Origin of the sequence: Enterococcus sp. AZ071 (genome assembly GCF_050499065.1) — a bacterium.
In the GTDB taxonomy this organism is placed as follows: Bacteria; Bacillota; Bacilli; order Lactobacillales; family Enterococcaceae; genus Enterococcus_A; species Enterococcus_A ferrettii.
On the sequence record NZ_JBIPAS010000001.1, the window covers coordinates 1219095 to 1244958 of the forward strand.

At 39.1% G+C, this 25864-nt stretch carries 23 protein-coding genes and 3 pseudogenes; 10 read left to right on the plus strand and 16 right to left on the minus strand.

Annotation, left to right across the window (positions count from 1 at the left end):
* Positions 1 to 154: 154 nt before the first annotated feature.
* Positions 155 to 352 (minus strand): transposase, encoded by a 198-nt coding sequence (locus tag IGI49_RS06050; protein WP_429963796.1) that lies wholly within the window; start codon positions 350 to 352, stop codon positions 155 to 157.
* Between the two features lie 822 nt (positions 353 to 1174).
* Here IGI49_RS06050 and IGI49_RS06055 point away from each other — a divergent pair.
* Both IGI49_RS06055 and IGI49_RS06060 read left to right on the plus strand, forming a co-directional pair.
* On the plus strand, positions 1175 to 1546 hold the full coding sequence (locus tag IGI49_RS06055; protein ID WP_429963797.1) for a hypothetical protein: 372 nt from the start codon (positions 1175 to 1177) through the stop codon (positions 1544 to 1546).
* Positions 1527 to 2129, plus strand: coding sequence for a hypothetical protein (locus IGI49_RS06060; protein WP_429963798.1), 603 nt, complete (start codon positions 1527 to 1529; stop codon positions 2127 to 2129). Before IGI49_RS06055 ends, IGI49_RS06060 begins: the two co-directional genes overlap by 20 nt.
* Before the next feature lie 147 nt (positions 2130 to 2276).
* Here the strand turns inward: IGI49_RS06060 and IGI49_RS06065 are convergent.
* Positions 2277 to 2426, minus strand: a pseudogene (locus tag IGI49_RS06065) (IS256 family transposase); the annotation flags it as partial.
* Positions 2427 to 2505: 79 nt separating this feature from the next.
* Positions 2506 to 5388, minus strand: coding sequence for a Cna B-type domain-containing protein (locus IGI49_RS06070; protein WP_429963799.1), 2883 nt, complete (start codon positions 5386 to 5388; stop codon positions 2506 to 2508).
* 54 nt (positions 5389 to 5442) lie between these two features.
* On the opposite strand from IGI49_RS06070, the pseudogene IGI49_RS06075 reads away from it, so the two are divergent.
* Positions 5443 to 5685, plus strand: a pseudogene (locus IGI49_RS06075) (IS6 family transposase); the annotation flags it as partial.
* A gap of 488 nt (positions 5686 to 6173) precedes the next feature.
* Here the strand turns inward: IGI49_RS06075 and IGI49_RS06080 are convergent.
* The 4 genes and pseudogenes from IGI49_RS06080 to lepA all read right to left on the minus strand — a co-directional run bounded on the left by IGI49_RS06080 (position 6174) and on the right by lepA (position 9559).
* Positions 6174 to 6380 (minus strand): FAD-dependent oxidoreductase, encoded by a 207-nt coding sequence (locus IGI49_RS06080; protein WP_429963800.1) that lies wholly within the window; start codon positions 6378 to 6380, stop codon positions 6174 to 6176.
* A 63-nt stretch (positions 6381 to 6443) separates the two neighbouring features.
* A pseudogene (locus IGI49_RS06085) lies at positions 6444 to 6719 on the minus strand (oxalate decarboxylase); the annotation flags it as partial.
* Positions 6720 to 7253: 534 nt separating this feature from the next.
* Positions 7254 to 7514: a helix-turn-helix domain-containing protein gene (locus tag IGI49_RS06090; RefSeq protein WP_429964976.1), complete on the minus strand. Its 261-nt coding sequence runs from the start codon at positions 7512 to 7514 to the stop codon at positions 7254 to 7256.
* A 209-nt stretch (positions 7515 to 7723) separates the two neighbouring features.
* On the minus strand, positions 7724 to 9559 hold the full coding sequence (gene lepA, locus IGI49_RS06095) for a translation elongation factor 4 (protein WP_429963801.1): 1836 nt from the start codon (positions 9557 to 9559) through the stop codon (positions 7724 to 7726).
* A gap of 152 nt (positions 9560 to 9711) precedes the next feature.
* On the opposite strand from lepA, the gene IGI49_RS06100 reads away from it, so the two are divergent.
* From IGI49_RS06100 to IGI49_RS06115, 4 genes are all read left to right on the plus strand, one after another.
* A complete protein-coding gene (locus IGI49_RS06100; protein WP_429963802.1) occupies positions 9712 to 10929 on the plus strand; it encodes a GNAT family N-acetyltransferase in 1218 nt (405 codons plus the stop codon).
* Entirely contained in the window at positions 10916 to 11416 is a 501-nt protein-coding gene (locus tag IGI49_RS06105) for a nucleoside 2-deoxyribosyltransferase (protein WP_429963803.1), read from the plus strand. Before IGI49_RS06100 ends, IGI49_RS06105 begins: the two co-directional genes overlap by 14 nt.
* Before the next feature lies 1 nt (position 11417).
* Complete coding sequence (locus IGI49_RS06110) at positions 11418 to 12077, plus strand: hypothetical protein (protein WP_429963804.1); 660 nt, start codon at positions 11418 to 11420, stop codon at positions 12075 to 12077.
* A 335-nt stretch (positions 12078 to 12412) separates the two neighbouring features.
* Complete coding sequence (locus IGI49_RS06115) at positions 12413 to 13408, plus strand: IS30 family transposase (protein WP_429962504.1); 996 nt, start codon at positions 12413 to 12415, stop codon at positions 13406 to 13408.
* 53 nt (positions 13409 to 13461) lie between these two features.
* Here IGI49_RS06115 and IGI49_RS06120 read toward each other — a convergent pair whose 3' ends face one another.
* Positions 13462 to 13953, minus strand: coding sequence for a pyridoxamine 5'-phosphate oxidase family protein (locus IGI49_RS06120; protein WP_429963805.1), 492 nt, complete (start codon positions 13951 to 13953; stop codon positions 13462 to 13464).
* A gap of 226 nt (positions 13954 to 14179) precedes the next feature.
* Here IGI49_RS06120 and IGI49_RS06125 point away from each other — a divergent pair, with 226 nt between their 5' ends.
* Positions 14180 to 14917 (plus strand): HAD family hydrolase, encoded by a 738-nt coding sequence (locus IGI49_RS06125; protein WP_429963806.1) that lies wholly within the window; start codon positions 14180 to 14182, stop codon positions 14915 to 14917.
* A 54-nt stretch (positions 14918 to 14971) separates the two neighbouring features.
* On the opposite strand, the gene IGI49_RS06130 is transcribed toward IGI49_RS06125, so the two are convergent.
* From IGI49_RS06130 to IGI49_RS06145, 4 genes are read right to left on the minus strand one after another with little or no spacing between them, the layout of a single operon-like run.
* The gene (locus tag IGI49_RS06130; RefSeq protein WP_207703011.1) at positions 14972 to 15652 is read right to left on the minus strand and encodes a hydrolase; all 681 of its coding nucleotides are present in this window, start codon (positions 15650 to 15652) and stop codon (positions 14972 to 14974) included.
* Positions 15653 to 15693: 41 nt separating this feature from the next.
* Positions 15694 to 16308 (minus strand): glycoside hydrolase family 73 protein, encoded by a 615-nt coding sequence (locus tag IGI49_RS06135; RefSeq protein ID WP_207703010.1) that lies wholly within the window; start codon positions 16306 to 16308, stop codon positions 15694 to 15696.
* Positions 16309 to 16317: 9 nt separating this feature from the next.
* Positions 16318 to 17100: a M15 family metallopeptidase gene (locus tag IGI49_RS06140; protein ID WP_207703009.1), complete on the minus strand. Its 783-nt coding sequence runs from the start codon at positions 17098 to 17100 to the stop codon at positions 16318 to 16320.
* A 16-nt stretch (positions 17101 to 17116) separates the two neighbouring features.
* Entirely contained in the window at positions 17117 to 17650 is a 534-nt protein-coding gene (locus tag IGI49_RS06145; RefSeq protein WP_429963807.1) for a hypothetical protein, read from the minus strand.
* 197 nt (positions 17651 to 17847) lie between these two features.
* On the opposite strand from IGI49_RS06145, the gene IGI49_RS06150 reads away from it, so the two are divergent.
* Positions 17848 to 18801 (plus strand): Gfo/Idh/MocA family protein, encoded by a 954-nt coding sequence (locus IGI49_RS06150; RefSeq protein WP_429963808.1) that lies wholly within the window; start codon positions 17848 to 17850, stop codon positions 18799 to 18801.
* 87 nt (positions 18802 to 18888) lie between these two features.
* Positions 18889 to 19482 (plus strand): FUSC family protein, encoded by a 594-nt coding sequence (locus IGI49_RS06155; protein WP_207703006.1) that lies wholly within the window; start codon positions 18889 to 18891, stop codon positions 19480 to 19482.
* Positions 19483 to 19497: 15 nt separating this feature from the next.
* Here IGI49_RS06155 and IGI49_RS06160 read toward each other — a convergent pair whose 3' ends face one another.
* The 4 genes from IGI49_RS06160 to IGI49_RS06175 all read right to left on the minus strand — a co-directional run bounded on the left by IGI49_RS06160 (position 19498) and on the right by IGI49_RS06175 (position 25712).
* Positions 19498 to 22827, minus strand: a complete 3330-nt coding sequence (locus tag IGI49_RS06160; RefSeq protein WP_429963809.1) for an FtsX-like permease family protein — start codon at positions 22825 to 22827, stop codon at positions 19498 to 19500.
* A gap of 12 nt (positions 22828 to 22839) precedes the next feature.
* Positions 22840 to 23541 carry an ABC transporter ATP-binding protein gene (locus tag IGI49_RS06165; RefSeq protein WP_429963810.1) on the minus strand — a complete coding sequence of 234 codons (702 nt, stop codon included), beginning with the start codon at positions 23539 to 23541 and terminating at the stop codon, positions 22840 to 22842.
* A 117-nt stretch (positions 23542 to 23658) separates the two neighbouring features.
* On the minus strand, positions 23659 to 24807 hold the full coding sequence (nagA, locus tag IGI49_RS06170) for an N-acetylglucosamine-6-phosphate deacetylase (RefSeq protein ID WP_429963811.1): 1149 nt from the start codon (positions 24805 to 24807) through the stop codon (positions 23659 to 23661).
* A 77-nt stretch (positions 24808 to 24884) separates the two neighbouring features.
* A complete protein-coding gene (locus IGI49_RS06175) occupies positions 24885 to 25712 on the minus strand; it encodes a helix-turn-helix domain-containing protein (RefSeq protein ID WP_429963812.1) in 828 nt (275 codons plus the stop codon).
* Between the last annotated feature and the right edge of the window lie 152 nt (positions 25713 to 25864).

The following is a 25864-nucleotide window of genomic DNA, read 5'->3' on the forward strand; positions in this document are numbered from 1 at the left end:
AAGATTTAGAACTAGAAGTCCTGTTTACTTCTTCACTTTTCCCATACCTCAGACATGGTAACCAGTGAAACCTAAAAAGACTTTCATCCATCCAAAAACAGGTTCTACGTCGATTTTTCTTCGTGCATAGATTTTTCTTGTTTCAGGATCGGAACTAGGCAATTGTTTGGTAAGAAGGAACACATTCTTGCATCAGCCAGCGTGCGGGTAAACTTTCTTCCGCCAGTTGTTCGATTTTACGACTGCTGAATACACTTCGGATATAGGCAAATATAAGTAGTTTCAGCATCAAACTAAGATCGTGCTCCAGTGGTCCAAAAAGATAGGGTTCATTGAGTTGACGGGGCTCCACAAGCTCGTGAATAAACTAGGCGGTATTGTCTTTTTTAGGAACATAAGAAGTTGTTATATCCAAGATAAGTTGGTCCATGTTATAATTAGTCATGTGTTTTTAGTCCTTTCGAGGATTAGAATTGGAGTATAGGCAGCCACCTATACTCTTTTATTTTGCCCAAAAATGCCAGTGAAATGAACGGTTTTCCGTCATTTCACTGGCATTTTTTTAGAGACTTATATCACAACCTCTTTGATTTTGCGAGTCTTTTTATAACGTCTCCATACTTCTAAACGACATAGAATTTTAAGTTTTTTTATTTGTATTCTATAAAACTTTTTGTTAATTTATTAACAATTAAACCACCTATTAGATAAATCAGTGATCGAAAGTTAAAATATTTCAATACGCCTGTTATATTTTTTAGAAAATAGTTTTGAAGATCAGCTCATGGTAAAGCTATGGCAATTCTTGTGATTGTGCTCACTTTTCAAGTATTGGAATAATTTTTATTGATGTTTAACTCGATACTTTCTATCTACTTGCTGTTCTTTACTGATTTTATGTTAAAGGTTCTAATGATAATTGCGGCTGTGATTTATGCGGTATTAGTTTATTATTTAGGATCAATTTATTATGCTGATCGTAGTTTATTTTGGTATCTGTTTGCTTTCCCACCTTAGTTTTCCTTGCCATTATATATTCGTATTTACACGTTAATAACAGTTGGAATTTTCAAATGGGCAACCAGATGATAGAATTTGAAACTTGTTATAGTGATGTCGCTGGAAAATTAATTTTAAGAACATTGGTATCAAACTTAGAAAAGGAGTAATAAAGATGAAGAAATCAATACCCATTGCGTCGATTGGAATCATTGCTGTAGCATTGCTAACAGCGTGTGAGAAAAATCTGTCTTCGGAAATAATCACAAAATTGAGTGAGAAGCCAGCAACTTTACTTATTCCCTCGACCGATGAAGGCGGACAAAATAATTTTGATAGTGCTGGACGTTTGCAGCTTGAATCTTATCAAAGAGCTCAAAGGCTTAGTGATGATGGTGATCCAGCGCATTTTGGTGAAGTGATTCGGATTGACATGAAAGATTCTCAAGCAAAAGGTGCAATTGCTTTTCGGGAAGATTATTTAGAAGATCCTTTGTCTCCAAGAACCACTTTTTGGCTAGTCAGTCATGGTGAAGCCAATCTATAGTACGGAAGAAGAACCTGTTTGGCATAATCATACTTCTTTTGAAATTCCAGATGAAAGTGGTCAACTGCAAACAGTTTTAGAAATGCCTTTTGGAAAATTTAACGAACCCAATTCGTATGGCTTACCGCTAGAAGATATGTATGTACGTTCAAATTCCAAATTTATTGCTTCTGGAAATGGAATTTTCGTTGAAGGAGCCCCTACTGGCGACCGAACAATAAAATTTAGTTCGGGAACTTATACAACTAATGAGGATCGTCGTTTTGCAGTAGGTATTGATAATACGGAAGAAGAAGATGAGGATTTCGGTTCTAATTTCCGGGTCATTAGTTATTCAGATGAAGGTGAATACAAAGATACGCCACTTTCAGTTAATCGAGCAACTGATTATGTTGGTATCAATACTTCAAAACCAACTAGCCCACTCCATGTTGATGGAGATACAATGAGATTATCTGGCAAGCGCACGATTTCCTCTTCCACGGAAGCTGGTGAACAGGGCGAGTTTTGTTGGGATGATAATTATTGGTATGTTTGTGTGGCAGAAAATATGTGGAAGAGATTTCCGTTATCAAGTTGGTAAAATATACAAATATAAATTTATGAGGCATGTTTGTCAACTAAACTGTGGAAATTGTCTAGCTGAAAGTTGTTATACACAATAAAGGTCTCCAGCAGCCTACTCAGCCAGAAATGGACGGATTGAACGTATGGATAAATAAACCTATCATCAAGAAAGGGAAATCGTATATTTTTCAATTCGAGAAGAGATGGTTTCATTGATCATTGACTGATTGAGGACCATTGCCCAATTTTGGATATGTGCACCATTCCATTTGTTAGACAATTCTTTTATACGTAAATAAAACATATAAAAAAGTGTACAGAAAAGGATCATTTTCTGTACACTTAATTCTAGCTGTCCATTATTTTCAGACATAGATAAGGGAAACATACAGTTAACTCTTTTTATTTTTGAAATAGTAAAGAACGCCAACTATCAATAGAATTAATATGCCAACTATAGAGAACATATAATTATATGATTCACCAGTTTTTGGCAATAACTTACTTAGAAAATTTTTATCTGGAGTATTTGTCGGTATTCCTTTGGCGTTATGAGAATTAGATGTTCCTTTGATGTCGTGAGAATTAGTAATAATAATATTGCCTTTATTAGAATTATCTACAGTAGTTGTATAGCCGGTTATTGAACCAACTTCTTTAATTGAATAAATAATGTCAGAGCCATTTTGTTTAAGAGCTAAATCGTCCCAAGTAGCAGACCAATTGTTAACCTCACTTAACTCCACAGGATTACCAGATTTTTTTCCATCCGCGTAAAGTTGGACAGTGATCTTATTAGGTCTTAAGCCATCTTGGTTGTTACTATCATTCCAAGCTTTCGTCACTGTAACACTTGTTTTACCTGGCGTATAGCTATTTGTGATTGTTGTACCTTCAATTTTGGTTGAATAGTCAGGAACACTATTTTCGGTAACAGTATAAACGATTTCATGCCCCTCGTTATACTTAGGCAAATTGGTAAACTGGTATGTCCAGTTCTCTTTTTCTGAGATTTCTTTCGAATCTATTTTACTCCCATCAGCCAGAAGATTTACCGTAATAGACTCAGGACGAATTCCGTCTTTATTATTAGTATCATCCCAAAATTTTTTACCACTAACTTCTGTTATCTCAGGTATATGAGTATTAGTAATGATAATATCTCCGTCATTACTATTATTGATACTAACATCATATCCATCCAACTTGTCTACTTCTTTAACTGTATATTCAATAGCCTTTCCGCCTTCTTTTTCAGGCAAATTATTCCATGTTGTTGTCCAATTGTTGGAATTGTTTAGGGATATAGGTGAATTTACCTTTTCTCCATTTGCAAATAGTTGTACCTTAATATCCTCAGGACGAATTCCATCTTGATTGTTGTTATCATTCCAAGCTTTCGTCACAGTGATACTTGTTTCACCTGGTGTATAGCTATTTGTGATTGTTGTACCATCAATTTGGGTTGAATAGTCAGGAACACTATTTTCGGTAACAGTATAAACGATTTCATGCCCCTCGTTATACTTAGGCAGATTAGTAAATTGGTATGTCCAGTTCTCTTTTTGAGTCACTATTTTTGAGTCTACTTTGGTCCCATCAGCCAAAAGATTTACCGTAATAGACTCAGGACGAATTCCGTCTTTATTATTAGCATCATCCCAAATTTTTTGACCACCAATTTCTGTTAATTCTGGTATATGAGTATTGGTAATCATACTACCATCTATAACTGTAGAATATCCAGGCACTTCCTGCTCAGAAACAGTATAGACGATCTCTTTTCCATCTTTATATTTAGGTAAATCATTAAACTCGTAGCCCCATCCTAAATTTTCATTAGTGGTCACAGTTTGAACAGCTTCTCCATCGGCTAACAAATTTATTAATATATTATTAGGACGAATTCCATCTTGATTATTATTATCGTCCCAATTTTTTGTTCCTGTTAAATTAATTTTTTCAGGGTCATTTGAATTGGTCAGAAGAATAGCATTACCATTATCTGTATCTTTTATCGTGAGATTATAGCCTGAATTTTCATCTAAATCTTCTCTAGCAGTATAATAGAATTTTTCTCCTTTATCATTCTCAGCAGGTAAATTTGCCCAAATGTATTCCCAACCATTCTCTTTGTTTAATACTTGTATATCACCGAATTTGTCTTCATTACCGGATGTAACAGCCTCTGTGTTTGTATATTCATATGGGCTATCACTTTGATACAATTGTACTTTTAAGGTTTCAGGCCTTTTTCCATCTTGATTGTTATTATCTTCCCAGTGTTTTAATACTGAAAATGATTTGTTGGAGGTGTTTAAATCAACACTTGCTCTCGTGGTCAGTATTTTTTTAATAGGTTGATATCCTCCAATAGGTTGTACAAACCCTGTAGTACCAAATACCAAATAATAAGGTTGTCTCGTCACAAGGGCAGTGTCTATATTTAAATAAATACTAGCATCTTCTGAAGGATTATCATCAATAATTTTTTTGGGTATTTCCATCGAAATAGTGCGATCATTATAATCATCTACAATTGTAATATCATTGGTAATATTCACTATAGTAGAATTTTTGTATAGTTGAACATTAATATTGGTCTCATCGCTATCAATTTTGAATAGTTTTTCCGTTTCAGCATCTAAATTATCTTCAAATTGAAGTTGATAGAGATAGTTATCGCCATCTTCACCATGAGGAGTTATTTCGGTAGCATTTATTTCAACATTGTTCAATTTATCAATCATTTCTTGATAAGAATGGTCATCAGCTGGTTTTGTTTTTGCTTCAGTATATAATTCATTAACTATTGGATTCGATGTTAGTAACTTGTCATCAAATTTACCTCCAGTAAATTTCCATATAACAATTTGAATAGCCGCATATCTTGTCAGTTCATTTGCATCTTTGTAAGCTGGTATATTTTCAACATCTTCAATTTTTCCTTGGTTTTGATAAAAAGTTTCCATTAACCATAAAACAGAGCTGGGTAGCTTTTCATTTAAATTTGCTTGATAATCATTCCCGGTAGGATAATATTTGCTTTCATCTAGACAAAAATATAATTTTTTATCATTGTCCACTATGGTATAAAGTCTTGAATTAACCATATTCAGATTATTCAACGTAACTTCTGTATTATTTTTCAAATTTGTATCAAGCCGAACATTCGTTATAGGGTTAGGGGGTAATACAGTAGTTTCTGCATGTACTGTCTTTGAAAAAAACATAAAACTAAAAAATAGTGTTAATGCGAGAATTAATTTCTTCATATGTATCCTCTTTCTTTTTTGCTGTTTTATTGTAGGATCTATTGACAAAGTTAAGCGCCTTCTATTCGTAGTGCCTTCAAGAAATTACAAAATGCTGGCTCATATACAAACATAGAGTATCGAACAGTGAAGGATCTCAATAACTTAATTGAGCAAGTTCATAAATTTTATCGAAGTTTGCGTACAGCCTCAACCACGATTAAAGGTATGGAAGTCCTTCGAGGAATCTATAAGAAAAGCCGAAAAGAAGAAACTCTTTTTGGCTTTTCAGTCTGCATAGAGATAAAGGGGGATTAAAAAAATTCCTGCTTAATATATCATCAGAAATATTCCAGTACGCTTTATTACGAAACTTTACTACAGAACCTGTCACAGCCTTTTGATATCCACTCATCCATGAACACGGTTATTTCCAGAATCTGGTCAACTCGTCCGCTAGAGAAGGATAGGCTAAGATTTGTTTTTTAGCTCTGCTTTTGACCATCGGTATGTAAAACCATGGTTATCTCATTGATCAGAACATCTGCTTCTCGACTGAGTGCACTCGCTCCAACTACTCGATCGTCGCTTCGTTTTTCGTTTACTATCCAGCCAGCCGCTCCTGTCGATCACTTCGACACGAAATTCTTCTGGAGCAGCCAAGCCTTCTTTCGTGGTAATTCCTACTTGTGCGATACGTAGCTCACTAAAAATCGACATTGCTGCCAATGGATACTTGATCGGTGCCTAGTTCTTGTTTAGCATGTGTGCAACGAGATATTCCGTTTGATAAGAGGCGAATGTCGCTAATTTTGGGAGACTGCATTTGAACAATCTCCACAAGCAAAGATATGCGGCTGATTGGTTTGCAGATAGTTATTGGTGAGTATGCCGTGATCGTCATAGCTAACGCCCGCGTTAATCAGCGATAGCTGTTGGATTTTAGGTATTCTTCCTGCTACATTGTATACCTTTTGTGTGTTGAACCTGTGTCCCGAGGTTGTTTGAACCATTAATTCTCCAGAATCTGTCGCTAGAATTTTTTTACCGATTCGTTGAAATTAAATTGGACACCTCTCAGCTTCCTTGTGCCAGTACATTTCTCGATATACGGCAGGCTCTAAACTCATATCTACCCCTGCAACATCTTGTGAGATTGGTGATTCACACTTGGTGATCTCCCGTGTCCAACCTCTTTCTTCTAATCTTTGATGTGCATCCGAATAGCTGACCCGTAAGTTGTTTACTGTTCCGTGGTCCGTTTCGGGCGGCACCAAAATATCTGGGTTTTCTAGATCTCTAGAACGATTACGCAGACCGTGATCGTTCTATCCCTTTCCATCTGTTTCTCTAAATGGTTTATTGTTTTTTTTGCATGTTCATAATCCCTTTCTGTACTTACAAGACTTATTTTAGCGATTCACAAAGGAAATAATTTGCGAGTTTTGTCGGATTTCAAGACAAGAATGACTCGAAAAAGCTTTAAGTTAGGTAGTACATTCGAACGGATAGGAATTAGTGAAAGAAAAAAAAGGCGGCATCAGCGATCCGAGACCTTGTCTTGATGAATAATTAGCAATCGGAACATTGGTCACAGCAGCGGCCAACGTCATAATCGAACCAATAAAAAAACAGCTACAATTATCATTAGACTAAACTTTGTAGCTGCGGTTCGCAGTGTTCTATTCATTTTGGTTTTCTCCATTCGTTTTTATGCGGGTATTTTCCTTCTATATCTACTATTCTCTGAGTAATACTTCCTGTGGACTCCGAAAGAAGATACTCAATTCTAAGAAGAATATTTTTGGATAGCTTTCTTGCACCTTTTTTCAATTTTTCCTAGTAATGAAGGATCTACATTGAGCATTTTGCTAACTCTGATTGCTTTAACTTATTTTCCTTTTGAAACGTTTAAGCATTACCATCAAATCGAATTGGTATTTATCTGACTTACTATCACTCTTAGGTTCACTCAATACTTTGTTTATCAACAGATGGTGTTTTTGAGAAACTAGGCGATCACCTTTCTCATAAGCAGTAATTGTAGTTCTAGTAATACCCGTCATTTCCGACAACATTTTCCGAGATATTTTTCTATCTTTTCGAATTTCTTTAAGTTTTTTTGAAAACTTGTTCGTTATTAAAATTACCTATAAGCACGAAAAAAGCACCTCCTTTTAGAAGGTACTTTTATCATACATAGCGCCAATGGCTTTTCCTACAAAATATTCATATTTGTTAAAATCCATGACCATCGACAGCTAAATCGACAGCATATAATAGGTTTAAACGCATTTCGTCATTTTTTTAGCAACTTAAAAAGACTGATTTAATAGGTTTCTCATTCGGTAAAACTCTATTTCTTCGGCTCGTCTTCGTCCATTTTCAAAACGGCCATGAATGCTTCCTGTGGTACTTCCACGGAACCAATTTGTTTCATCCGTTTCTTACCAACTTTTTGTTTCTCCAGCAATTTACGCTTACGAGATACGTCCCCGCCGTAACATTTCGCCAATACGTTTTTGCGCAAGGCTTTGATATCCGTTCGGGCTTGGATCTTAGTACCAACTGTTGCTTGAATTGGTACCTCAAATTGTTGGCGTGGAATTAACGTTTTTAGTTTCTCTACGATGGCGCGGCCGCGTTCTTGAGCAAATTGTTTATGCACGATGAAGCTTAGAGCATCGACTTTTTCAGCGTTCAATAAGATGTCCATCTTAACTAGTTTGCTCTCTCTGTAATCGGCAATTTCGTAATCCAAGGAGGCATAGCCTTTGGTGCTGGATTTTAGCTTGTCAAAGAAATCAAACACAATTTCTGACAGCGGAATATAGTAAACCACATTTACTCGGTAATCATCCAAATAATCCATGGTGATAAATTCCCCACGCTTTCGTTGTGAAAGTTCCATGACTGCTCCTACATAATCGTTAGGAACCATGATATTGGCTTTAACATAAGGTTCTTCCACCGTTTGAATTTTAGATGGATCTGGGAAATCGGCTGGATTGTCCACTACAATTTTGGTCCCGTCAGTTAAATTTACATGATAGATAACCGATGGTGCGGTAGTAATCAGCTCTAAATTAAATTCACGTTCTAAACGTTCTTGTACAACATCCATATGCAGTAGACCTAAGAATCCGCAACGGAAGCCGAAGCCTAATGCTTGCGAGGTTTCTGGTTCAAATTGTAAGGCTGCATCATTTAACTGTAATTTTTCCAACGCTTCTCGTAAGTCGTTATAGCGAGAAGTGTCAATTGGGTACAAGCCGCAATAAACCATCGGATTCATTCTGCGGTAACCGGGCAAGGCTTCTGGTGTTGGGTTGTTGGCCAAAGTTACGGTATCACCGACTTGGGTGTCCTGAACAGATTTGATACTGGCAGTTATATAACCAACGTCGCCAACCATCAAGTAATCTCGTTGAATCGCTTTTGGTGAGAATACTCCCACTTCCGTTACATCAAAGGTTTTGCCATTATTCATTAATTGAATTTTATCGCCAGGCCGAACAACACCGTCCATAATTCGCACATTTAGCACCACACCTCGGTAGCTATCGTACACTGAATCAAAAATCAACGCTTTTAGTGGTGCTTCAAGATCGCCCGTTGGTGCGGGAACCATCTCCACAATTTGTTCTAAAATTTCTTCGATTCCGATACCTGTTTTGGCACTAGCTAACACTGCGTCCTCAGCATCAATCCCGATTACGTCTTCGATCTCCTTGCGCACACGTTCTGGATCAGCTGCCGGTAAATCGATTTTATTGATGACAGGTAAAATTTCCAAGTCGTTATCTAAGGCCAAATATACATTCGCTAAAGTTTGGGCTTCAATCCCTTGCGCGGCATCCACCACCAAGACAGCTCCTTCACAGGCAGCCAGACTTCGAGAAACTTCATATGTAAAATCGACGTGTCCGGGCGTATCAATCAAGTGGAAGGTATAGGTTTCGCCATCTTTTGCATCATAATGTAGTTCGATAGCATTTAGTTTAATAGTAATGCCTCGTTCCCGCTCTAGATCCATCGAATCCAACAATTGATCTTGCATCTCCCGGGAACTAACGGTATTGGTTTGTTCCAAAATACGGTCAGCCAAGGTCGACTTTCCGTGGTCAATATGGGCAATAATCGAAAAATTTCGAATTTTTTCCTGTCGTTTTTTCATTTCATTTATATTCACGAAGATTCCTCATTTCTTTTAATCAGCACCACTCATTATACCAACGATTGTACGATAAAAAAAGGCTTTTTACCATTTCTCAACGTTGGGGAGAGAAAAATCGAGGTGCTTTTGATATACTTGTTCTATAAACTAGATTTGGAGATGAAAGAATGGACCATGAGTTGAAAAATGAAATGGAACTGCGGCGAGTTGGCGAAGAGCATTTGGATCAGTATGATGAGCTTCTAAGCTATGTCTTTCAAGTCACAGAAGAGGATATTGAAAGCAGCGGCTACGAAAACAAACGGGAAATGGTTCGCGCAAAAAAGCCTGTGCTGGAGCAGTCAAAGGTTTTCGGCTGGTTTCATCATGACAACTTGATTTCTCAAATTGCTATTTATCCTTGTGAGGTAAATATTCACGGGAAAATTTTTACAATGGGCGGTGTTACTGGAGTCGGAACGTATCCAGAATATGCAAATCATGGGTTAATGAAGGACTTGATTAAGTTGGCTCTAGATGAAATGCGGAAGGACAAGCAGTGGATCTCATATCTTTACCCTTACAATATTCCATATTATCGGCGCAAAGGTTGGGAAATCATGTCTGACAAGCTAAGCTTTAAGGTAAAGGATACCCAACTGCCTAAGCAAGTAGAGGTTCCAGGAATTGTGGAACGGCGTGATGTGGATGATCCTGATGTCTATAAAGTGTATGATACCTTTGCTCTGAAAAATCATGGAGCGATGATTCGTAAAGAGTTAAATTGGGAAGAATATTGGCGCTTTGAAAATGAAGAAGAGCGAATTGCTGCAATTTATTACGACCACGAGGGTCAGCCGATGGGTGTACTTTTCTATTGGATTTATGATGAGGTCTTTCATATTAAAGAAATGTTTTATCTGAATCAGGAAGCTCGTAATGGATTATGGAATTTTATTAGTGCTCACTTCTCCATGATTTACTGGGTGGAGGGCGATATTTACAAAAATGAGCCCTTATCCTTTTTACTGGATGATAGTGAAATTAAGGAAACAATTGCTCCTTACTACATGGCACGCATTGTCGATGTCAAAGAATTTTTACAGGAGTATCCTTTCTACAAACAAGTAGAGCCTTTCTACTTTGAAGTGAGTGATCCGGTAGCTGACTGGAATAACGGTGTTTTCAGTGTAAGCTGGGATGAAGCTGGCAAAATACAGATAACTAACCAGCCGATTGGCCACCAGGTTAAACTTTCGATTCAAACCCTAAGTTGTTTGTTAATGAATTATCGTCGCGCCTCTTATTTAGCACGTATCGAACGTCTAGAGGCTGATAAAGAAACGATTCAATTATTAGAAGAAACATTACCCGACATGGAGGCGTATTTTAGTGACTATTTCTAAACATATTTATTTTGCAGGACCCATGTTTGCTCGAAGTGATTTGCGCTACAACGAACACTTAGTCAAACAAATTCGTGAGCTCTCTTCAGACATCACGGTATATTTACCGCAGGAAAATGAAGCAATTAATGACAAATCAGCTTATGCTGACAGTAAGATGATTGCTTTAGCCGACACAGAAGAAGTCCTGAAAAGTGATTTGATGATAGCTGTCTTAGATGGAATTACCATTGATGCTGGTGTCGCGTCTGAAATTGGTGTCGCTTATGCTAAGGAGGTCCCAATCATCGCCTTGTATTCCGATACCCGGCAGCAGGGTGCTGACAACCAGAAAAAACTGGCTGCTTTAGCTACGCCAGCAGAAAATCAGTTCCATTATTTGAATTTATACACTGTTGGTTTAGTGAAGCTAAATGGACAAGTCGTTGCCACAGAAGATGACTTGCTCAAGGCAATCCAGCAAACTCTTCTAGAAGGAAGGAATTAGGATGACTTATCGTAAATTACAAATGGGGCTGGTTGTCTTCGGTTTTATTTGTTTAGCTTACAACATTTATGAACTGATCATCAGCAAATATTCAACTCAGCAGGGCATCGTTTTCGTAGTGGAATGTTTAGCTGGGATTGCATTGATTTTTTTACCGGAGCTGATTCGAAAATTTTTCAAACTAGCACTACCTGAAAAGATCGTTTATTTCTACTGGTTCTTCTTAGTTATTTCAGTTTTCCTAGGAACCTCTTTGCATATGATTTCCCGAATTTCTTTTTGGGACAAAATTTTGCACGCGGTAAGTCCGATGGTTCTGACAGCAGTTGGTTATGGCTTGATTGGCTTTTTCATGAAGGATGCGCCAATTAGCAAAACTTCCCCTTGGCTGTTTTTGCTTTTCGGTTTTGCTTTCGCTGGACTATGCGGTGTTTTTTGGGAGTTCTGGGAATTTCTTTGCGATACGGTAGCGGACATGAATCTACAGCGTTATGCTACTTCTAGCGGAGAATTACTGGTGGGACGAGCAGCCTTGATGGATACTATGGGAGACCTGTTAACCAACACGATCGGGGCGTTGATCATGGGTATTTTTGCAGCGGTGCAAGCCCGAGGCGACGCAAGCCACTTCGAAGAATATCGTTTGAAACGAATGAAATAGATGTGTAGTGGTCCTTGTTAGTTATCATTTCTAACAAGGACTCTTTTTGCTGCCAAGAAAGACTAAGTAAACTCGCTTAACTCTGCAGCAATGAGACTAAAATTTTAATAACTGACTTCTCACATTTCTAAAATCTTTCACTTATTATCGACAAAGTTAGTTTGTGCAGCTGGATACCTGTCACTTTGTGGTGACAGCCTTGCCATCTGTGAAATCTTGTATTCTATTTAATGAGCTTGAATTTACAATTTAAGTGCAACACATAAAAAATGACTCATAACGAATTTCCAACTAGAATAGGTCTGTCGAAGAACACTATCAGGAGGAATTCAATTATGAGCCACTACACCCATCTTACCATAGTCGAGCGAGAAAGGATTTTTCTGCTCCATGAAAATGGCTGTTCTCTTAGAGAGATTGGTTCTGACATCCATCGAAGCCAATCGACAATCTCTCGTGAACTGAGTAGAAATAGTGAAAAAGAATACTCACCTTCCCATGCGAATAAGAAATATAAAGTACGCAGAAAAAATTGTGGACGACATAAAATCCTAGATGATTCACGGATTTGGTCAATCGTCCGCCGGTTATTTGTCGATCTTCAATGGTCGCCAGAAGAGATTTCTAATCGATTAGCTTATGAGCAAGCCGATTTTCACATCAGTTTTGTGACGATTTATCGGGCAATTTATAATGGAACGTTTGACATCACTCCATTGTCTAAAGGAAATCGCGGTTTAGTTCGTTCTTTACGTCATAGAGGAAAAACGCGTCATACTAAGAACCATACAGAAACTCGTGGGAAAATCCGAATCACTCACTCTATTCACGACCGTCCTGAAACTGCTGAAAAACGGAGTGAAATTGGGCATTGGGAAGCTGATACAGTGGCTGGGAAAACAGGAGGTGCTTGTTTAGTGACGCTAACTGACCGGAAATCTCGTTTTCTTATAGCAGGGAAAGCACTCAAGAAAAATTCTCTTTACGTTTGCGAAAAGATGACAGAACTATTTAATACTGTTGATAGAGAGCTTGTCAAAACCATCACTCCAGATAGAGGAAAAGAATTTTCTAAACACTTCGATGTCACCCAGTCTTTGGAAGGCGTTCCGTTTTATTTTCCTGATCCTCATGCGCCATGGCAACGCGGAACGAATGAAAATACGAATGGATTGATTAGGGAATATCTACCGAAAACAAAAGAAATGGATACCGTGGAAGATACAACGATCTATCGAATGGTTGAAAAACTAAATAGCAGACCAAAAAAATGTTTAGGTTGGAAGACACCTTATGAAGTCTTCTTCAATAAAGTGTTGCACTTGATTTGACAATTCGCCAGTTAAAAAAACCCAGTGACAAAATTCGCTCACTAGGCCTATAACTATATGTTAGTTTTTGGTTTATGCTGTTTCATCGTATAGTCAGATATGGTAATTTTGATAATACCAGTCCGCTCAATCATTCGCTCAGGGATTTCATCAAAAGACATCCCTTTGGCTGCATGATCCATTAGCGCATGAAGAGCATAACGTTTCTCCTCGACGTCTTTTAACAATTCAGCCTTGCCAAAACCAATGATACTTTCGTAAGCATACGAATATCTGTCTGCTCGATTGCCGCCTTCAATCAGTGCATGCTTGTCGTCCATTTCAATGGCAACCTTCTCATCAGCCTGAAGACGACTGATTTTTTCCCCTTGTGTTGCCCCGTGAACATAAAGAATTAATTGCTCCTCTTCCCACTTGTAGCCATAGTTGACCGGAACAATGTACGGGTATTCTGGTCCATTAAAAGCAATTCGTACTACCTGACACGTTTCAACTAATGCTTTGATTTCCTCAAGATCAGTGACTTGCCTTTCTTTTCTACGCATAAGACTCCCCCTTTGTTTCTTCCCATTATACAAGATTAGAATTTGAAAAGAAAATCTTTTTTTTAGTGAAAAAAACTGAAAATTGTTAAATCAAGCTTTTACAAATATAGTAAAGAAAACCTTTATTTATCAAGGATTTCCCTCTTTTCATTGATCGTTTTTTAAGCTAGAATAGCGATGTAAATGTTCGTGAAAATTTCAACAAACTGAAAGGCGTGTTTCTAATTTGTTCGATACAATAATTTTTGATGTTGATGATACCATTTATGACCAGCAGCAGCCATTTCGTAATGCCGTCAAAAAAGTATTTCCTATTGTACGTTCGCAAGACATGCATCCTCTATATATTCGTTTTCGGGTGCATAGCGATGAGAATTTTAATAAGGTAATTACTGGTGATTGGACGCTGACCTACATGCGAAACTTCCGGATTTGCCGATCATTGGAAGAATTAAATTATCCGACCATCACTGATGAGACGGCTCTAGCCTTTCAAGAGGTCTATGAGAAAGAATTAGACACCATTGTTATGCATCAAGAGGTTCGCAAAGCCCTCGATTTTCTACAAGAGCAGGAAATTGCTCTAGGGATTATTACCAATGGTCCCACTGACCATCAACATAAAAAAATCATGCAGCTGGATTTATTAAACTGGGTACATCCTGATCATGTCATTATTTCCCAAGCAACTGGCTATGAAAAGCCCGACAAGGAAATATTTAAACTTGCTGAAAAGCAATTCAACCTAGTGCCTAAGAAAACCTTATATATCGGTGACAATTTTGATAATGATGTTGCTGGCTCAAAAAGTGCTGGCTGGAAGGCGCTGTGGTTTAACCATCGCCAACGAAAACTATCTAAAGAAACTTTGCCAATTCATGATATCGAACTAACGGCTTTTGAACAGCTCTTGCCTGCACTAAAGCAGCTGGTTCAAACGGAAGAATTGTTGTGTAACGCCTAAAAAAACCTTAGAGAAACCTAAGCCAATAGCAGCGGCTTTCGTTTCTCTAAGGTTTTATTCGTTTTCTTTTTCCTGCTTGCGATATTTCTCCATCTTCTTACTAAATAAAGCACCATTAGAAGGTGGTGTATATGTGATAGCATTTGCTCCAGCCTCAATCGTTTTCGCGATTGTTTCTTCATCTGGACCGCCGGTTGCCATAATTGGCAGCTCCGGATAGCGTTCTCTAAAATATTTTACTGTATCAACGGTATCTTTGGCTGCACTGATGTTAATAATCTGTACACCTGCTTCAAGCTTTTCATCAATTTGTGAATGAATGGAAGTTACTGTGCTAACTACCGGAATATCAATGACATCATTCACTGCTCTGATAGTGTCTACTGGCGTGGGTGCGTTAACTACGACACCCAGGCTGCCTTGCGCTTCGGCAAAAATACTCATAAAGGCTGAGCGTTGACCATGAGTCAGTCCACCGCCTACACCAGAAAAAACTGGAATATCGGCTGCCTCAATTATACTTTTGGTAATGGCTGGATGCGGGGTAAAAGGATAAACAGCGATGACCGCATCTGCGTCGGTATTACGAATAATCGCAATATCAGTAGTAAATATGATCGATCGTATCCTTTTACCAAAAATCATCAAGCCAGTTGCCTGCTGAATCACTTTGGGTACACGAACGATATCGCTTCGCAGCTCAGTCATAATCTCAGGTACACTGTGTTTCTCCATGTGGAATTCCTCCTCTCTCAACACCTGGTACGATCAGTTTACTATGGTTGATCGTATTGCGACAAATTATATGTTTCTATTACACTTACAATTTTTTGCGCATAGGTGGGATCGGTGGCGTAGCCCGCATCCTGCAAGGCTTGAGCGGCTTCATGATAGTTAGCTGCTGTTAGAACTTTCTCATAAAGGCCGGGATTCCAAGTGGTTCCGTTAACGAAAAGCATTGTATGATCATCCATTGAGGCTTCCCAGGAATCATACACCCGAAAATCTCCTTGAATGGTAACCCATGCTTCATTGACGTACTCCTGAGTCTCCAGCGTTACCTTTGCCTGGTTGCCGTAGGCTTTAATTCCAAACAAATTATTGTACTGGTTGGCTAATGAAGATTGCCCCCAGTTGGACTCCAAAATGGCTTGGCCTAAAATAATACTAGGCAAAATACCATAGCCCTGCTGCAGCTGCTTACTATGAGGAGCTAAACGCTGAATAAACTCTTCATGACTCATTTGTTCATTATTGGCTGACTGTTCGACAGCATGTTCTGATAACGTATGTATAGAAAAAACGAAAGCAATGCCGACTAGCAGCAGCCCTGCAAAAATGAAGGGCAGAGACAGCTTGCGCTTTCGCTTTTTATATTTTTTTGTCGGCATAGTGCCTCCTTAATTTGACGATAACAACTTTAAATATTCCTCTAATGTCAGATTGTTTTTCGTTATATATTCAGCATTTTCTTTGCCAACATAACGAATATGCCAAGGTTCATAGGTGATTCCGGTAATGTCTTCTTCGCCCTCTGGATATCGAATGATGAAGCCATATTTAGGGGCATTTTCAGCAATCCATTTGGCTCCCGGTTGACTGCCATAAGAAGCATCCAACACTTGGCTGGAATAATTGTTATACCAATCTTGATCAACAATATCTATTGCTAAACCTGTATGGTGTTCGCTGTACCCGGGTTCTGTAATAGTCTGTTTAGTCTTGGTAATTGCATCAGCTTCTGACAAGCCTTCACTGCTCATTAAGCTGTTTACATTTGTACTGAAGACTTCTTGCTGAGCAGCTACCGACCGATAAGCGGAAACGACTACCAATGGATAGCCTGCCTCAGTGGCTGCAGCTGAAAAAGCTTCATAATCAGAAGCAATTCGACTATCAACCTGATGACTATTATCAGAAAGAGTTGCTAATTGACTTTCATCCAATTCTTGGCTAATTTCGTTTTTCGGTCCCACTAATACCAAATCCCAAGAATTAGGATCCGCTTTAGGTAAATCGCTAGGGGTATTTTTTTTCTTATCTGACGATTGTTCGAAGGAATACGTTGATGCTTCGGTAATTTTACCAGCATTCGTATCTTCTCCTTTGTTGCTATAAAATAATGAATAGCCAGTCATTCCAAACATAGCAATCATGGAAAGCAATCCAACTGTTTTTTTCAAGCGAAAATTCCTTTCATTAATCCTCTAATGAGGTATATGTTTCGGTCAAGTTTTCATTTACCCAATCCAACAAGGCAGTTTGAGTTTGCGAGCTTTCGATTTGGTTTTGAACGCGCGCTGGTAATCGGAAACTCAAAATGTCATTGTAACCCCAGCTATCATAATTAATCGTCACCCGTAAATCAATATAATCCTGCTTTTCTTCATCATTTTTATTTTTGTAGGGAATCAGCTCAACTGTCCCTAAACCGCAAGCAATCCACTTTTGTGCCACGATGGTTTTCATTTCTCGATACTCCGCAACCGCAGTTTGACGTTTTTCTGGGAACAAGAAGGCTTGACGAATCACCTTTTGACTCAGCATCCATTCGTAGTCGCTAAACAGATTCTTGATCTTTTGACTGATTTCAGGCGGAAGATTGTTGCTGCCCTTTTTCCATTGCTGCCATTGAGCCTCCTCAATGCCTAAATAATTGTGGTAAAAGTCTTCTTCCGATTGAAATTGTTCTAAAATGGTATTTAACACTAAATCTAAATAAATTGGATTCACAGAAAATCCCTCCTATATTATTTTACTGATCACAGCTGAAAAAGACAGTGCTTTACTCGAATGATTGAAATAATTTAAGAATTATTGCCCGACTTCAACTGCGATAAAAGAACGCGGTTTTCTTGTTATTCAGTTTGAACAAGTCTATTATAACATTGTACAGATACTTTTATTAAGCATATGAAAAGGAGAATTTTATGGAACAACTTGAATGGGGCATTGTTGGATTAGGACAAATAGCTGATGAATTTGCGAACAGCTTCGATCAAACCACTAGCCGCTTAACTGCCTGTGCTTCTCGCACCTTGGAAAAAGCAGAAGAATTTGCCCAAACCTATCACTTACCGAAAGCTTTCGGCAGCTATGAAGAAATGCTGGCAGATCCAGCTATCTCTATTATCTATGTTGCTGTACCTAATCGTCAACATATTCAGCATGTTTTGCAAGCCTTAACTGCTGGAAAACATGTACTGTGTGAAAAAGCCATCACTATGAATCGGCAAGAGTTGAACGAAGCGATTGAACTAGCTGAACAAAAGGGCTTGATTTTAGCTGAAGCCATGACGATCTTCAATATGCCGTTATTCCATGAACTACACTCACTAATCGATACTGGCAAACTGGGCAAATTAAAAATGGTCCAAGCACCTTTTGGTAGCTACAAAGATCCCGACCCGAACAACCGGTTCTTTAATCCAGAATTAGCTGGTGGAGCTTTGTTAGATATTGGTACCTATGCGGTTTCCTTTGCTCGCTGGTTTATGACTGCTCAACCAACCGTAGTTGCATCAGCCATGGTGCCTTTCTCAACAGGTGTTGATGAGCAATCGGTAACGATTCTGCAAAACGAAAAAAATGAACTAGCTTCCGTTAGTTTAACCTTTCAAGCAAAAATGCCAAAAAAAGGAATCGTTGCTTTCGAAAATGGTTATATTACGGTGGATGATTATCCCCGAGCGGATAAAGCACAAATCTTTTTTAATGATGGCACGAAAGAATTTATCGAAAGCGGCTCTACCCTTGAGGCGATGAATTATGAAATTGAAAACATGGTTAAAATGATACAGCAGGAGTTGCCAAATCAATCATTGTACTTCACTAAAGATGTAATTGATTTGCTGGATCAGATGACTCAAGCATGGAAATCTTAAGACGTGATGGAATCGCGTCTTTTTTTATAGTCTTTTGGTGGGGATTCCGTTAAACTAATAGTAAGAAGATAATAGGAGGAACCCCTCATGCACCTTGGCCGTTTCCGTTTAGGGATGCGGACATTCAAAACAGCATTGGCTGTAATGATCTGTATCCTTCTTTTTCATGTATTAGATCGCGGTAGTCCGCTGATCGCAGCACTGGCAGCTGTTTTTTCCTTGCGTCAAGATCTGAATACCAGCTTTTCTTTTGGCCGGTCACGGATTTTGGGCAATTCAATTGGCGGTTTGCTGGCACTGATTTATTTTTACATACAGGCTTTTTTTGAAAATGATTTTTATGTGGAATTAACCGTTTTGCCGCTATTAGTTATTCTGGTAATCGTCATCTCAGACGGGATCGGTAATAACTCGGGAATTGTTTCTGCCATTGCCACTATGTTGCTGATTTCTCTTAGTATTCCTCAGGGTGAATCAACCATCTATGCCTTGAACCGGGTGCTGGATACCTTTATCGGCACGGTTATTGCAATTTCATTAAATGGGATTGTTACCCCGCCGAAGATCGAAAAGGAACAACAAATCAAGGAAGATTTGATCGAATTAAGAAAGAAGGAAGCCGGACTTTCCGAGATGCTGGAAAAAGTCCGACAACAAATTGAGGACCAGTCGAAAGACTGATCCTCTTTTTTTCTTTTATTCATTCGCCTTCAAGGCTTCAATCATATTGATTTTCTTCAGTTTGAAGTACATTAATATACCTACAACTAAAGCAAAGAATAGCGTGATCAAAGCTGAATACAGATAACTTGATGGTTGAATATCTGGTGAGAACATGGTGACATCTAATTCAACAGTTTTCAGGATGTAGCGATGCTCAATTTTACCTAAAAACATGCCTGCAACTATCCCAATTAAGGTAAGCAACACATTTTCCCGATAAACGTAAGCCACTACCTCATTGTTATAAAAGCCCAATACTTTAATCGTTGACAGCTCGCGAATTCGCTCTGAAATATTGATGTTGGTTAGATTGTACAGCACAATAAATGCTAATAGTCCGGCTGACACAATTAATACCCACATAATTACATTTAGACTCTCTACGGTATCCTTCAAAGCGTTTCGTGATTCCGACAAGAAGGCTACACTAATCACTTTATCGCGTCCCATCAATTGCTGTCCAATCGTATTTTCCTGACTGCTTGGAGGCTGCTTGTTAAACAACAGCAGATCCGTATTGTAATCCGGTGTCCGACCAAATAGCTGATCGTAATATTTTGGCGTCATATAGATGAAGTGTCCTACATAATTTTCAGCAATATTGGCGATTTTAACCTTGTATTTCTTCCCGTCGGTTGCCTTAATTGCTAATGTATCGCCACGTTTCAGCTCAAATAGCTCTGCCAGCTTCTCATTAATAATGACTCCTTGGTCAGTTAGCTGATACGTCTTTTGACTTTTGCGATCATTAAAAGAAATAAACTCGCTTAGCTTTTTACTATCTTCTGGTACATGCAAAGAGATTTCCTGCTGATTCACTTCACCAGTTTCCGCAGTAAACATCTCTGTAGACATGCCTAAATGATCCTTGAAATTAGATAACTTATCTAACTCTTGCTGATAATTCGTTGTTTCCTGTTCAGATAATGGATCACTAAAGACAACCGTTCCTTGATACTGCAAAATATTATCAAACTGAATCGGTACAATATCTCCGATTGAATCCCTCAAACCAAAACCGGTAATCAACATCGACATACAGCCAGCGATTCCTAGAATCGTCATCAGCATCCGCTGTTTGTAGCGGAACAAATTCCGCATGGTGACCTTTTGGATAAAGGTTAAACGAGACCAAATCGGAGTTATTCGTTCCAGCCAAATTCGTTTACCCTTTTTCGGTGCCCGCGGCTGCATTAACGTTGCTGGTGTAGCTTTTAAATCGTAACGCAGGACAAATAAGGCTGTTCCAACCGAACAAAGCAACGCAACGAACATGGCAGCAACCGCATAACTAACATACCAGGGTGTAACAACCTGATTCAAATTATACAACTGCCCATAAGCATTGAAGATAATAGTTGGCAGAAGATAGAAGCCGACTGCTAAGCCCAGTCCCCCTCCGACACCACCGGCTAAGGCCGCATATAGGATGAACTTCAGCGAAATTTCCCGATTCCAGTATCCCAGAGCTTTAAAGGTTCCCAGTTCACTGCGTTTTTCCTCAACCATTCGCGTCATGGTTGTCAAAGTGACTAAAGCGGCAATCAAAAAGAAAATTAACGGGAATACTGTAGCCAAAGATGAAATTCGATCTGCATTGTCCTGATATTCCTTGTATCCAGGATTGTCATTGCGGCCCTGAACCGTATATTCTAATTGATCAAGCTTAGCCAAAGCAGTTTCTTTTTCCTCGATTTCCTTTTGCGCATTACCCAAGGTATCTGAATTAGCTGCTTGCAAAGCTTTTTGCCCTTCATCATAGGTTTTCTGCGCCTGATCCAGCTGTTTCTTAGCCTTTTCTAACTGTTCCTCTCCTTGCTTCTGACTGGCTGCCAGTTCCGTTTTCGCGGTTTCCAGCTGTTGTGTCCCTGTGGCTAACCAGTCTTCCAGCTCATCAATTTGAGTTTGAATAGTGGTTAGTTCTTCGGCTGAAGGAATCTCAGCTGCAAGAATCTGTTGATTTTCTGCCCATTGAGCTTCCAAGTCAGTTACTTTTGGCTGTAGTTGCTGAATTTCTGTATTGATGCGGGTTAAATGCTGGTTGACAGTTGTCTGAACCTGCTGTGCATCTTGCTGCTGAACGGCCTGAATGACATCACCAAAGGTTGGTGCGCCCAGCTGTTGCGCGACCCCCTGCAACTGCTGAATATTTCCTTGAGCAACTTGATCACGAATTTGTTCTAATTGACTTTTTTCAGCTGTTAATTGGTTCATCTCTGATACAGCCTGCTCACGTTGTACTTTTAAAGTCTCTGTTTGTTCAGCAGCTTGCTTCTTTCGTTCCTCCAAATTCTGCAGTTTGCTTAATTCTTCTTTTTGATCGGTTAAGGCCTGCTGCTGTGGAGCCAAAAGATTTGCTCGCTCGTCAATTTGAGCCTGGGCAGCTTGGCTTTTAGCTTCAAATTCTTTCTGACTGACCGCATATTCACTTTTTCCAGTTTCTAGACGCTTTTCAGCTTCAGTTAGCTGCTGAGTCTGCTGAGTGGCTTCAAGCTTACCTGCTTCCAGCTGTGCCTTAGCTCCATCGATTTGTTTCTGGTTGGTTTCTTTCAGCTCCTGCAGCCGTTTCTCCCCATTCTTTTTTAATGCCTCTTCCGTTTTCTCCTGATCGGTCTCCCAGCGATCCTTGTAAGTTTTCGAATAGGCGGTTACTCCTTTTAAATTCTTATATTGAACCAATACTTCTGAAAAAACTGGTTGCTTGAAGTTATCTGGTGACAGAATAGCAAAAAAATCAATCGTGCCTTTGCCAAACGTTGTATTTCCGCGCGAAAAATTCTCAATGTATTGGGGACTTTCCACGAAACCAACAACCGTAAATTCTTGATTTGCTAAAGAATCCTCCTGACCTTTAATAGAAAAGTTGTCTCCTACCTGATAAGAATGATTTGTCTCAGCAATTTCATCCAAAGCAATCTCTCGATCATTTTTAGGCAAACGACCTTTAACGACCTTTAATCGATTCAGTTTCTGATCCTGATCGTAGCTGTAGAGGCGGATCGTTTGATCTTTGTCTGCCAGAAAAACATCCTGTAAATAACGACCTTCTGCATGAGCTACTTGGTCCATTTTCTTAACGTCATCAAGAGCTGCTTGACTCATACCCAACGGTGTAAAAATTTGTCCATCTGCTAACTGCTGCTTTTGATAGTATTCATCCGCCGTTTGGATCATATCCGGTCCAGTCGCACTTAAGCCAACAAAGAAGGCCACCCCTAGAAAAACAATGCCTAAAATTGACAAAAAACGGGCTTTGGAGCGAAGAATCTCCCGTAAACTAGTCAGCCATAAAACCTTATTCATGTCATCGTCTCCTTACCACTGTATCTCATCGATCGAAAGAGGCGTATCATTCAGTTTCTGACTGCGGACTTTCGCATCGTTAATTCGAATAATGCGGTTAGCCATTGGAGCAATTGCTGAATTATGAGTGATAATTACCACTGTTGTGCCATAGTTTCGAGCAGTATCTTGCAAAATTTTTAGTATTTGTTTTCCTGTTTCAAAGTCCAATGCTCCAGTCGGTTCGTCACACAATAACAGCTTCGGCCGTTTTGCCAAAGCCCGAGCAATAGTAACCCGCTGCTGCTCACCACCTGAAAGCTGCGCTGGAAAGTTATCCATTCGTTCTTCTAGACCTACAGAACGTAATACTTCAGTTGGATTCAAGGCATCCGAAACAATCTGTGAAGCCAGCTCCACATTTTCCTTCGCTGTTAAATTGGGAACTAAATTGTAAAATTGAAAAACAAACCCAACATCGTTGCGACGATATGTAGTCAATTCTTTATTGTTAAAAGTGGCAATATCAGTGCCATCTACCACTACCTGCCCTTCATCGCAACTATCCATACCGCCCAAAATGTTCAGTACAGTTGATTTTCCAGCACCGCTGGGTCCTAGAATCACTGCTATTTCTCCTTTTTCAATGGTGAAGGTAATTTTGTCGTTTGCATGAATCACCGTCTCTCCCATTTTGTAACGCTTCGTTTCATTAATTACTTCAATATAACCCATGTTGTGTCGTCCTCCTCCTTATTAGTCTACCATAAGGAAACCAAAAAGACCTCGCAAACCCGGTTTGGATTTACAAGGTCCCTACAAAATCGATCCGTTCAGATCGAGCTTTTGCATTTAATTATGGTAACGTTCAACACCATCTAAATAAGTCGCTTCTAATTCCATATTTGGTTGCAGCACAATGAAATCGGCCGCTCTGCCTTTAGCAATCATACCGCAATGGTCATCAATTTTACAGCTGACAGCTGGTACATAAGTTGCCATCATAATTGCTTCTTCTGGAGTAGCAATATTCCAGTCAACTACATTTTTGATTGCTTCCTTCAGCTTCAAAATACTTCCAGCTAAATTACCGGATTCTAAGCGAGCCGTTCCTTCTTTTACAACAACTGGAAATTCGCCTAGATTATAGTTGCCATCTGGCATACCGCCGGCCATCATACAGTCGGTGATCAATGCCACATGATCATGTCCCGCTTTTTCCATTAAAATTTCAGCGGCTTGCGGGTGTACATGGTGTCCATCACATATCAGCTCAGAGAAAACATGCTGCAATGATAGCAATGCGCCAACCATTCCTGGTTCACGATGATTCAAACCGCGCATGCCATTGTATGCATGAACAAAAACACTTGCTCCAGCCTCAACCGCTGCTTGGGCTTCTTCCAAAGTGGCATTTGAATGTCCCAAAGAAACCACTACACCTTCATCCGTCACCGTTTTGACAAACTCTTCGACACCTTTACGTTCAGGTGCCAAGGCGATTTTTTTAATTAAACCACCAGAAGCTTCTTGCCATTCGTTGAAGGTATCTACATCCGGATCGCCGAAATAGCTTGGGTTTTGAGCCCCTTTATGTTCTTCTGTGAAGAAAGGTCCTTCAAAGTAAATCCCTTGAATTTTTGCACCTGGTACTTCTTGGTAGGTTTTTCCGATCGTTTCTGCAACATCCTTCAAACGTTCCTTGGTAGAAGTTAACGTTGTCGGCAAGAAACTGGTTACACCACAGGAAAGAAGTCCTTCAGACATGACTTTCAAGCCTTCTGCATCATTATCCATTACATCATGGTTTTTAAAGCCGTGTATATGAGTATCCACAAGTCCTGGTGCAATCCACTTGCCTGACTGGTCAATTACGTTTGCCTCTGCATCAGGTAGTTCCTTCGTATAATCACCAAAAATTCCATCTGTAATTTCTAAATAGCCTGCTTCTTTTACGCCGGATTTCAAAAAGAATTTGTCCGCATAAATAAATGTTTTCATCCTTAAGCGCTCCTTCTTGCTTGATAGTTTAAAAGTACTACTGATCAGGGATTCTGTCAAGAATGGTGTAGACCATTTTAAAAGAAATCTCTTAATTTGGTGGTAGCATTTAACCACTCTCGATACCGTTGTGAATCCTTGTCCTCGCCGATCATTTTTAGAATCGTCATTTTCAAGGTTAACAGCTCGTTTAATTTGTAGCAGCTGGCCTGCTGCTGATTCCAACGCAAGCCCAAATCAATAATTTTGTCAGCCTGCTGGTACTCATTACGCCCTAGTAGAAATAACGCATAATCCAAAAATAATTCACTCAATTCAATCTTTTCTGTATAGTCACACATCGTGGTTTCAAAGAGTTCAATACTTTTGTTATACAGTCGATCAGCTTCCTCATTTTTTTCCAGCCGATCGTTCATTTTAGCCGCGAAGGCCATCAATAATATTTTACTATCGAAATACCCTTGATACTTCTTCGAAACCGAAATATCCAAGCCCTTTCGAGCATTATCTAAGGCCTGCTTAGGATTATTATCTAAATAAAAAGCGCAAACAGCTTTAAAGTAATAAAACTGCTGCAGATCCTTATCCAAAACAATCCGACGTTTTTCCTCTAAATAATTTAGGATAGCCCGAATTTCAGCAAATCGCTGATGGCGCATTAAGAAATACATTTTTTGAAAATACTTCCTCAGCAGCAGTTCTTTCGGTAAAAAATCCACCATTAATTGATCAATCGTAATACCCAAGCGTTGGCAAAGCTGTTGCATCACCAGGATATTAGGAATTTCTTCATTGTTCTCGATTCGACTCAAGACACTTTGCGAACAAATATCGCGTGATAAATCCTTTTGTGTCATTCCATGTTGTTTACGGAAGTCTTTTAAGACTTGTCCAATGGATTCCATGTACAATTTCCTCCAAAATATGCATATTCACATTTTCTATCCTATTGTAGCCTATGGAGGAAACTAGAGCAACCAATTGCTAGTACTAAAATAACTTATCCAAGCCTTTCGTGAATGTAAAAAGATACTTTCTCAAAATTAAGATTGTGTCT